Origin of the sequence: Actinomadura sp. KC216 (assembly GCF_004348535.1) — a bacterium.
Lineage (GTDB): Bacteria > Actinomycetota > Actinomycetes > Streptosporangiales > Streptosporangiaceae > Spirillospora.
Window position 1 is genome coordinate 1 of the sequence record NZ_SMJX01000294.1, and the last position, 10,240, is coordinate 10,240.

Annotated in this window: 9 protein-coding genes; 3 read left to right on the forward strand and 6 right to left on the reverse strand. The window is 70.2% G+C overall.

The window, feature by feature from the left end:
• Nucleotides 1-1,054: endonuclease/exonuclease/phosphatase family protein (locus E1264_RS45645; protein ID WP_243711331.1), on the reverse strand; the 1,054-nt coding region annotated here is incomplete at its 3' end.
• A 358-nt stretch (nucleotides 1,055-1,412) separates the two neighbouring features.
• Here E1264_RS45645 and E1264_RS33950 point away from each other — a divergent pair.
• Together E1264_RS33950 and E1264_RS33955 are read left to right on the forward strand one after the other, a co-directional pair.
• Nucleotides 1,413-1,991 carry a TetR/AcrR family transcriptional regulator C-terminal domain-containing protein gene (locus E1264_RS33950; RefSeq protein ID WP_132180148.1) on the forward strand — a complete coding sequence of 193 codons (579 nt, stop codon included), beginning with the start codon at nucleotides 1,413-1,415 and terminating at the stop codon, nucleotides 1,989-1,991.
• Nucleotides 1,992-2,092: 101 nt separating this feature from the next.
• Nucleotides 2,093-2,548, forward strand: coding sequence for a hypothetical protein (locus tag E1264_RS33955; protein WP_132180150.1), 456 nt, complete (start codon nucleotides 2,093-2,095; stop codon nucleotides 2,546-2,548).
• Between the two features lie 122 nt (nucleotides 2,549-2,670).
• Here the strand turns inward: E1264_RS33955 and E1264_RS33960 are convergent, their stop codons facing one another.
• The 5 genes from E1264_RS33960 to E1264_RS43950 form a co-directional block, all read right to left on the reverse strand.
• Nucleotides 2,671-3,879: a ferritin-like protein gene (locus E1264_RS33960; protein WP_132180152.1), complete on the reverse strand. Its 1,209-nt coding sequence runs from the start codon at nucleotides 3,877-3,879 to the stop codon at nucleotides 2,671-2,673.
• Nucleotides 3,876-5,882, reverse strand: a complete 2,007-nt coding sequence (locus E1264_RS33965) for a GMC family oxidoreductase (RefSeq protein ID WP_132180154.1) — start codon at nucleotides 5,880-5,882, stop codon at nucleotides 3,876-3,878. Before E1264_RS33965 ends, E1264_RS33960 begins: the two co-directional genes overlap by 4 nt.
• Nucleotides 5,879-6,541, reverse strand: a complete 663-nt coding sequence (locus E1264_RS33970) for a hypothetical protein (RefSeq protein ID WP_243711332.1) — start codon at nucleotides 6,539-6,541, stop codon at nucleotides 5,879-5,881. The genes E1264_RS33965 and E1264_RS33970 overlap by 4 nt, the downstream gene beginning before the upstream one ends.
• A 220-nt stretch (nucleotides 6,542-6,761) precedes the next feature.
• Nucleotides 6,762-7,784, reverse strand: coding sequence for an amidohydrolase family protein (locus E1264_RS33975; RefSeq protein WP_165964527.1), 1,023 nt, complete (start codon nucleotides 7,782-7,784; stop codon nucleotides 6,762-6,764).
• Between the two features lie 76 nt (nucleotides 7,785-7,860).
• On the reverse strand, nucleotides 7,861-8,037 hold the full coding sequence (locus tag E1264_RS43950; protein WP_165964528.1) for a hypothetical protein: 177 nt from the start codon (nucleotides 8,035-8,037) through the stop codon (nucleotides 7,861-7,863).
• 182 nt (nucleotides 8,038-8,219) lie between these two features.
• Between E1264_RS43950 and E1264_RS33980 the strand changes: the two genes are divergently transcribed.
• Nucleotides 8,220-10,010 (forward strand): alkyl sulfatase dimerization domain-containing protein, encoded by a 1,791-nt coding sequence (locus E1264_RS33980; protein WP_132180160.1) that lies wholly within the window; start codon nucleotides 8,220-8,222, stop codon nucleotides 10,008-10,010.
• The last annotated feature ends 230 nt before the right edge of the window (nucleotides 10,011-10,240 follow it).

Consider the following 10,240-nt stretch of genomic DNA (forward strand, 5'->3'; position numbering starts at 1 on the left):
TCCTCAGCCAGGGCGGGCTGCTGGTGTCGGGCACCCCGGCGGAGATCCAGGCCGACCCGCGCGTGCTGGAGGAGTACACCGGCTCGAAGGCGGCCGTGCCGGGGAACTTCAGGATCCGGACGGTGCCGGCGTCCGCGCGGATCGGCGACTCGCGCCGGGCCATGTTGGCGTTGATCAAAAACTGGTCGAGGAGATTCGGCTCGTTGTTGAAATAGAAACTGCCGTCCGGGGTGCCGATCGCCGGCCACATCAGGTTCCACAGGCGCGGGGTGTCGGCCTCGAGCACGCGGCGGCGCTGCCGGGTGCTGAGCGCGTGGGTGACGAGGGACGCGTCGAACGGCTCGTCGTTGAAATCGCCCATCGCCAGCACCGGGGTTTCGGCGCCGTGCTCTTCCAGCACCCGCTGATGGAAGAACGCGAGCGTTTCGGCGGCGATGTGCCGGTAGCCCGCGGATTCGAACGCGCCGCCGCTGCGGGACGGCCAATGATTGCCGAACACCGCCCATGTGCGGCCGTTCCGGGTGCGGAAGTTGACCTGGACGATTTCCCGTGTCGCGTTGCGCCGCATCACCACATGGAAGAAGACCTGATCGGCGGGTGCCTCCAGCAGATCCGGATCGTAGAGGAACGCGACGTCGATACCCCGGGCATCGCCCGTGTCGGCGTGCACGATCGAATACCGCCGCCGCGGAAGCCGCTCGCGCACGGCGTCGGCGAGCAGGTCGAGGACGAACCGGTTCTCCACCTCGCACACGCCGAGCAGGTCGGGCCCGGCGCCGCCGTTCATCTGCGCGATGACGGACGCGAGCTGGGCGACCTTCCGGTCCCGGAGCCGGGGCGTCCACCCGGCGATGCTGTTCTTGATCACCCGCGCCACCTTCTCGGTGCGCCGCGGCGAGTTCTCCTCGTCGAAGAGATTCTCCAGATTCCACCAAGCCGCATGGTAAGTCGACATCACCGTGCCCCCAGCCCGGATCCAGAACGGTCCACTACCGAATATAAGAACACAATGTTCTAACAGAGAAAAGCCTTGCCGATAAATGTTCGCTTCCACCGGGTTCGAGCCGCTCGGCGGCCGCGCCGCGGATCTTCAGGAGGGGATCACCGGCGCCGTCCGGATGCCGTGCCGCGCCGGAGCCGAGCCGACCAGACGAGCCCGATGCCTCGTGTGATCGTTCTGATGGCGCGGTCCTCCAGGTCAGAGCGTGGACGGGCGGGCCGCCATGCCACCGGACGGGAGGATCATGGCGGTCAAGATTTCGTTTTCGTTGCCTGCAAAAGGCAAAACCCATAATCTGGGATTCGCCATCACGCGGCGCCGGCCGCCGGTTGGGCGCGGCCGCCTTATGGCGGTCCATTGGGCGGGGTGGGCTTTATGCACGCATGGGACGCCGAAATAGCCTGGGGAGATCATGCAGCCCGACCGGGGACCTGCGACCAGCTCCGTGCCCGAAAGCCCCGCCGACCGCGCCGATGGCGTGCGGCGCCGCGTGGTCGAGGCGGTCAGCGACGCCATGCGTTCGGTGCAGCACAGGGAACACGGTGAGCTGCACCTCTACCTCTCGCTGCTGCAGGACCGGCTGCCCGTCTACGTGGCGACGGTCGCCGACCTTCTCTCCAATGTCGGGCAGGCCAGCGTCCATAAGAACCTCGTGATGGTCGCCGAGGCCACCATCAATTTCTACGACGAGGTCCTGGCCGCGAAGGTGGCGGTATTGGCCAGCCCGGTGCAGCTGGTCCGGCTGCGGCAGGTGATGGGGCCCCGCCAGCTCGGCCCCCACCAGGCCGAGAATTCGGTCGCCGCCTACCTGCGCCGGGAACAGGAATTGGGGCGCGTGGCGGCGCGGGTCGAGCCGCAGGGCGCCGCCCGGCTGCTGATCGGCGCCTGCCTGAACTGCGCTTTCACCGTCCTGCTGCTGGGCGACGACGCGGTGCCCCCGCGCCACGAGTACGCCACTGGTCTAGTCCGCGGCCTGCGGCTATCTCCCTGATGGCCGACAGCGGCCAAGGTGATCGTCTTGATGTGCCGCTGGAACGTTCGATACTTCTATCGAGGTCGAACACGGCTTCATTTTCTTCCTGGGAGAAACACATGAAGTTATTACCCGGCTCGCGTCGCCTGGCGGTCATCACGGGTGCGGCCGTGCTGGCCACCGCCCTGAGCGGAGCGGCCACCGCCTCCGCTCAGGACCCCGAAACCGTCTGCGGCCCCGAGGCCGAACTCGGTGCCGTCGTCTACCAGGTGTGCAGCGACGTCGTCCATGTGGGCGAGACGACCTACACCACCCAGCCGTTCCTGGAGGCGCGGAACCGCGGCATCTCCGAGGTCGAACTGGACTTCATAGTCCAGCACTGGGACCCCGCGGCGAGCGGCTGGGCCACCGACGGCAGCGGTTCTAAGACGCTCCACTCCGGCAACACGACCCGCTGGTTCGGCGGGCCGAACTTCTGGCCGTGCGGCACCGATGCCCCCGAGCGCGGCCGGGTCTCCATGGACGACCTCGGAGACGGAGACTGGGCCGACGTGGTCACCCCTGCGGCCTGCTGACCGACCGGCCCCTCTGAACGAATCACCACGGTGAACGAATCACCGGGCTGAACCAATCACCGGGCTGAACGAATCACCCCCCGCTAAACGAACCGCCCCGTCCGTCCTGCCATGTCCGCATGTCATGACGGGCGGGGTGCGGTCAGGGCGGACAGGTCGATGGGCTCGCCGGCGGAGAGGCCGGCCGCCTCGATGCGGGCGGCGGCAAACTCGACGGCGCGGTCGATCGTCTCCTGATCGATCTCGAAGGTGGCGCTGGCGGACAGCCCCTCGGCGGCCTTGCGCGGGTCCGGGTGCGGGTTGCGGTAGAGGGCCTGGCCGCGGTCCCGGAGTTCGAGCATGACGGGGATGGCGTGCGCGATGTCGCGCGGACGTCCCGTGAACCCCTCCTGCAAGAAGGCGAGCATGCCCGCGTAGGCGTCGTTGAACGCCTTCGCGTGGTGGTACACGGACCTGTCGGGGAACCGTCCGTATTCGGCGACGGTCGAGCGGCCGTCGATCCGGTAGACGTCCGCCCAGGTGACGTCCATGGGCGGGCCGCTCGGACGGTCCTTCGGGAGATCGTGCGGGCCGTAGAGGCGGCCTTCGGCGATCTCGTTGAACCGGAAGTAGTGCGCGACCTGGCGCTCCTCGCCGAAAATCTGGTCGTCGCTGTCCCAGATGGAATCGCCGAGCCCCTCGCCCTGCTCGCTGACCACGCGCAGCGCCAGCAGCGCGCTGTCGCGGCCGGTGACCTTGAAGACCTCGCCGCCGGAGTTGTAGAAGTCTTCCGGCCCGACCTGCCGTCCCGGGTCGCCCGTGAAGACCCGCTCTTCGCCGAGGTCGCGGATCAGGCCGATCAGGCCCCGGCGGATGTAGTCGTAGAACTGGCCGATCGACGTCCAGCCCCTCGGGTCGGGCGGACCGCTCAGCGACTGCGGCTGCTCGATGCGCAGGAACGTCTTCAACGCCTCCCGGGAGAAATGCTGGAGCGGTACGGGGATGTCCCCGGCGCTGAGCGGCAGCGTGGCCGGATACTTCCGGACGAACTCGGGGTGCGCCACGCACGGGGTGCCGCCCACCGCGTTCAGCAGGTTCGACACCAGCGTCATGTGGAGCATCTCCTCCAGCACGACGCTGCGGATGACGTAGAACGCGCTCCGGTTGGTGCCGGGCCGCAGCGTGTACATCGCGGTGAGGTACGGCGGGATCGTGATGTGCTCGACCTGGAGCGCGTACTGGAGATACGTGCGGAGCTGCTCCAGGGACGCGGGCGGCTCGAACTTCAGCTCGTGTTCCTTGACGATCCGTCCGCCGGACGTGCCGGCGCGGGTCGTGTCTTCGACGGTCATGCCCTGACCTCCGCTGGACGCGTGCTGGACGGGGTGCTCAGGTTGACCGGGCGGTGCAGCTCGGCCAGGTGCCGGTGGATCGCCTCGGCGCTGCGCAAGGTCAGCGCGGTCATCGTGAGGGACGGGTTCGACGTCCCGACGGACGGCATGCTGCCGCAGCCCACCGCGTACAGGTTCGGGTGCTCGTGGGTGCGCTGGTAGGAGTCCACGACCGAGTCGCTGCTGCCGGTGCCCATGACGTGCGTCCCGGCGCCGTGGCCAGCTCCCCGGTAGCCCAGGTCCAGCGGCTCGAACGAGGAGCTCGGGGCATAGGTGAAATGGCCGATCGGGTACGTGCCGTCCGGCCCCGGCCCGTAGTCGGTGTGGTCGTCGGCGAGGAGCGCGCCGAAGATCCGCTTGGACACCTGCCGGGCCGCGTAGACGCCCTTCTTGACGTGCTCGTCGAGATCGTAGGTGATCACCGGCCGGGGGTTGCCCAGCGCGTCCAGGTCCCTCGGGGCGAGGGTGACCCTGTTGGACGGGTCGGCGGGCTGCTCCACGGCGATCTGGAGGGATATCTGGCGTCCGATCGTCTCGCCGAGGGACGTGCGCAGCGCGGGACCGAACTTGTCCAGGTCGGGATCGGGGCCGTGCACCTCACCGGCGGAGTCGCCGCCGATGCGGAGCATGGCCGCGACGTTGCTGAACGGCGCGCCCATCGGCCACCCCCAGCCCCAGTTGCTGATCTCGATGCGGAAGGGCGAGCGCAGCCTGCGCGCGTCGCCGAAGCGGAAGCTCTCGTAGCCGGACGTGTGGCCCGGCCCGCGGAACGGCCCCACCTGGTCGCCCGACGGCATCAGCGCCCAGGCGAGCATGGTCGGGTGGTCCATGAGGTTGCGGCCCAGTTGCGCGCTGTTCGGGGCGAGGCGCGAGGCCAGCATCAGGCGGGCGTTCTCGATGGCGTGCCCGGCCAGGACGACGATGTCCGCCTCCGCCGTGTAGACGTCGCTGACCGGGGTCGCCGGGTCGCCGTAGGAGCGGTACTCCACGCCGCGGACGCGTCCGTCCCCGCCCAGGAGCACGCGGCTCACGACGCTTCGCGTGGCGAGCGTGACCGAGCCGCTCCACTGCGCCTGCCAGCGCAGCGGCGTCCACTTCGCCTGGACGGGGCAGATCGGCACGCAGCTCGCGTTCCCGACGCAGCGCTCGCCGTAGTTCGGCAGGCCCACCGCGCCCTTCGGCCGGTATCCCGCGCCGCCGTCGTACGCCGGGTCCGGGGTGCTGGTGCGGGCCTGCGGCAGCGCGGTGACGTGCAGGTCGGCCGCCTGGCCGCCCACGTCCTCGGAGACCTCGGTGCCGTCGATCGCGCGGAACACCTCGTCGATGTGGCTCGGCGGGATGCGGTGCATCGGGTAGCGGTAGTCGGGGTCGGCGATGACGGACGGGTCGCGGGGGTCGTCCACGTCGCGGAGCCACGCGCGCTGCTCGGCGGCGTCGCCCGCGACGCCGATCTCGTGCTCGGCCTCCGCGTAGTGCCGCTGCAGCTCGGCGGCGTCGATGGGCCAGTCGCGCCCGTAGCCGTAGAGCGTGCGGGTCTTGAAGTCGGTCGGGTGCATCCGCGGGACGGCGCCCAGCCAGTGCATCGCGGTACCGCCGAGGACGCGCAGGTAGTCGGTGCCGTACGGAAGGCTCCCGTTCTGCAGGAAGTAGCCGTTGGCGCGGTACCCGTCGCCGCCGGGAACGGGTGACAGGTCGAGCACGTCCGGGGACGGCGCGGCGGCGTTGTGCCGGTACGCCGAGTTCGGCACCTTGATCGCCGCCGCGTGGAAGGTGTCGAGCGAGTCGAGATAGCCGGGCCAGGTCTGCGTGCCGCCGTTGCCGCCCTCCAGGACGAGCACCCGCCAGCCCTGCGCGCCGAGGCGCTTGGCGATCAGGCTGCCGGACATGCCCGCGCCGACGACGATCACGTCGTAGCGGCGGCCGTCGAGCCGTCCGGGTGAGGTGACGGTGCCGTTGCCGGTCATTGCTGCTCCTGTCGCGTGGGCGGGGCGGCGGCTCGGGGCTGGGCGGACGGGGTGACGTAACGCTCCGGCGCCAGGCCGGGCAGCATGGACGGATCGATGTCGGACACCGACACCGGGGCGGTGAACACGGCGTGGCGGCCCGCGAAGTCGGGCTCCAGCTCGTCGAAGACCTCTTCGATGGGCGGGACGGGCGGCGGCGCCATCGACCAGGTGCCGAAGCCGGGCGGTTTCGCGCCCGCCGGGTGCCCGTGGAACGTCCGCCACACCAGCCCTTCGGTGTAGGAGCTGGGCGAGACGACGAACTCCTCGTTGGCCATCTGCCGCCGGAGCGCGGCGTGCGCGGCCGGGGCCAGGCGCGGCCAGGCGCCGGTGTACCAGAGGTACGCGATGGCCCTGGCGGCCTCCAGCAGTTCCGGGCGCTCGTCCCAGTCTGGGCTCTGGCGCGGGGCCGCGGCCAGGATGGTGATCAGGGCGTCGTAGCCGGACGTGCCGATCTGGCGCTTGACCGTGTCCAGGTACAGCTCGGCCATCCCGGTGCCCCGCAGGTCGTAGCGGCTGAAGCCGGTGAGCACCTCCGAGAGCTCGACGAATGCCGAAACGTCTTCGGACACCGCCCCCGCGAGATCGGCCTCGCGGGTTTCTTCGCGCACGTCATCCATCAGGATGCTCTTCTCCATTCCCATTCTGGCGCCGAATTTCGATCAGCTCACTGATAACTCAGTGTAATCGGCAGCCTGCCGGGAGTGAATTCCTGGCGCCGCTGAACCGGCGCCATTCAACGCTCACCCGGCCGTCAGGGGAAAGTCGCGCACGCGCATTCTCGGGAAATGGCCGATATCTCGGAAATGTCCCGTGAATCCCGTTCCATTCAACCGGCCCTCAGTGAAGGCGGCGGCCTGCCGCGAACGTCGCGGCGGGCCGCCCGAGCACGTCGGGGTCGTCGCGGGGGTCGTCGTGGTAGGTGACCAGGTTGGCCGGGCGGCCCGGCGTGAAGTCACCGGCCGCGTCGCCGGTGAGCAGGTAGCGGCGCGCGTCGCTGCTGGCGGCGGCGAGCGCGCTCCGCGGGGGCAGGCCCAGCTCGGTGAGGAGGCGGACCTCGCGGGGCAGGTTGCCGACGACGTCGGTGCCCGCCAGGACGGTCACGCGGTGCCGGACGGCCTCGTCCAGCAGATGGACGAGCCGCTCGCGCCGCTCGGCCAGCCGCCGGCGGCGCGCGGGGTCGTCGGCGGGCGCGGGCGCCAGGACCGCGCAGAGCGTGGGCGTCCAGGCACCGCCCCGCGCGGCCAGGGCGCGCAGGGCGTCGCCGGTGAGGGCGTCGCCGTGCTCGATGGAGTCCACGCCTGCCGCGACCAGGTCGGCGGCCCAGGCGGTGGTGGTGTGCGCCGCGACCCGGCCGCCCGCGGCGTGGACGGCCTCCACCAGCCGCCGGACGTCGTCGATCGCGTAGGTCGGCGCCACCAGATCCGGACGTCTCACGCCCTGGTCGAGGACGGGGAAGTCGCCGATCAGCTTCACCCACCGGGCCCCGGCGGCGATCTGGTCACGCGCGGCTTGGACGAGGTCGTCAGCGGTCACCGGTTCGTACAGTTCCGGGAAGTATCCGCCGGGCGGGGCCAGGAACCGTCCGGCCGGGAGCAGGCCGGCGCCCTCCATTGCGAGGGGCATCTGCAAGGTGATGGCGCCGGGGCTGCCCATGTCGCGCACCAGCGTGATTCCCGCCTGCTGCGCTGCGCGCAGGTTCTGGCGGGCCTCGGGGAGGGGCAGCGGACGCGGGCCGTCTGCGATGCTCAGGTGGCAGTGGGCATCGACCAGGCCCGCCAGCACGAACCGGCCGGGGAGCGGCTCGGCGTCCGCGGGCGGGGTGTCGGTCCAGCGTCCGTGCCGGTCGATCCCGCCTTCCACCGGCCGGCCGTCAGGAAGCCCTACTGCCGTCACCCGCCATGGCGTCATGGCTCCATGAAACTCCACAGCAGTGCCGTCAGGGTCTGTTTTGTTCGGCTTCGAGCTGGTCTGCGAGGGACGATCGCTCGGCCTGGTGGCGGGCGAGGAGGCCGGCGCTGTAGGCCGTCCAGGCGGCGTCCTCCTCCGGGGTCATCCCGATCTCGGACTCGACGCCCGGATGGGCTTCGAGGAACCGCGCGAACAACTGGCCCATCTCCAGATTCCGTCGTGGCGGGTGATGAATCGGCAAAGACGTTCCGCCGGATGCAGCGGATGGGCTGCCGGAGAGTTCACGATCTTTTGTCTCGTTGCTGGTCGTGATGCCCGTCCGGGTGGGGAATTGCCTGGGTATTGCCGAACTCACGCCGAGGAGTTGCCGTGGGCGCCAAGCCGTCGATGGAGGACCGGACCGATTTCGAGAACGCCGACAAGGGGTTCGTCGGCACGGCGTCGCAGACGGAGATCAAGGACGCGTCCGGACGCGTCGTCTGGGACCTGGACGCCTACGCCTTCCTCGACGGCCCGTGCCCCGACACCGCGAACCCGAGCCTGTGGCGGCAGTCGCAGCTCACCGCCAAGCACGGCCTCTACCAGGTGGCGGACGGCATCTACCAGGTCCGCGGCTTCGACCTGTCCAACGTCTCGTTCGTCGAGGGCGACACCGGCGTCATCGTCGTCGACCCGCTGCTGTCCACCGAATGCGCGGCCGCCGCGCTGGCGCTGTACCGGGAGCACCGCGGGGACCGGCCGGTGACCGCCGTCATCTACAGCCATTCGCACGCCGACCATTTCGGCGGCGTCCGGGGAGTGGTGCCGGACGGCGCCGGCATCCCCGTCATCGCCCCGGCCGGATTCCTGGAGCACGCCGTCGCCGAGAACGTCTACGCCGGGACGGCGATGAACCGGCGGGCCATCTTCATGTACGGGGCGGAACTGCCCAGGAACGCCGCCGGGCAGATCGGCGCGGGATTGGGGCCGACCACGTCCACCGGCACCATTTCGCTGATCGAGCCGACCCTGTCCATCACCGAGACCGGCCAGGAGGAGACGGTCGACGGCGTCCGGATCGTCTTCCAGCTGACGCCCGGCACCGAGGCGCCCGCGGAGATGAACTTCTCCTTCCCCGGCAAGCGGGCGCTGTGCATGGCCGAGAACGCCACCCACAACCTGCACAACATCCTGACGCTGCGCGGCGCGCTGGTCCGCGACCCGCGGGTGTGGGCGCGGTACCTCACCGAGGCGATCGAGATGTTCGCCGGCCGGTCGGACGTGCTGTTCGCCTCGCACCACTGGCCGACCTGGGGCACCGGCGAGCTGACCCGCTTCCTGCGCGAGCAGCGGGACCTGTACGCCTACCTCCACGACCAGACGCTCCGGATGCTCAACCAGGGCTGCACCGGCATCGAGATCGCCGAGATGATCGAGCTGCCGCCCGCGCTGGAGCGGGCCTGGCACGCGCGCGGCTACTACGGCTCGGTCTCCCACAACGTCAAGGCCGTCTACCAGCGCTACATGGGATGGTTCGACGGCAACCCCGCGCACCTGTGGGAGCTGCCTCCCGAGGAGTCGGCGAGGCGGCACGTCGAGTTCATGGGCGGTGTGGCGAGCGTCCTCCCCAAGGCCAGGGCGGCGTTCGAGGCGGGCGAGCTGCGCTGGGCCGCCCAGGTCCTCAACTACGTCGTCTTCGCCGAACCGGGCGCCATGGAGGCGCGCGAGCTTCTCGCGAAGGTCTACGACGCGCTCGGGCAGGGCAGCGAGAACGGGACGTGGCGCAACTACTACCTCCAGGGCGCCGCCGAGCTGCGCGGCGACAAGCGCACCGGCACCCTCGACAGCTCGTCGCCGGACGTTCTGATGGCGCTCAGCGTCGAGCAGGTCTTCGACTCCATCGCCATCCGCGTCGACGGGCCGCGCGCCTGGGAGCACCGCCTGGCCGTCGACTGGAACTTCACCGACCTCAAGGACGAGGTCAGGCTCACCCTCGCCAACGGCGTCCTCACCCAGTCCCGCGCCCACGACGGCACCCCGGCCGACCTCACCCTGACGCTGACCAAGCCGCAACTGCTTCGCCTGGTCGCCACCCAGGACCTCGGCGACATCCAGACCGACGGCGACCCTGGCGCGCTCACCACCCTGTTCGGCCTCCTGGACGACGTCGATCGCGACTTCGACATCGTCACCCCATGACACGCATTCCGGTCTTGAGGTATTCCTACTCAAAAGGTAGGGTTTACATGAAATTGCGACAGCGGGAGGAGGGCGCCGGCATGCAGGGCACGTCTGGAGGGCCGCGCCTCACCGCCCGGCGGCATGTGGATCTGGTCCGCGTGGCCAGCGCGGTCTGTCGCCAGCGGAGTCCCCTCATCCGGCCAACTCCCTGAGCCGGGGCCGCCCCGACGGACCGAGCGGCGCCCCGG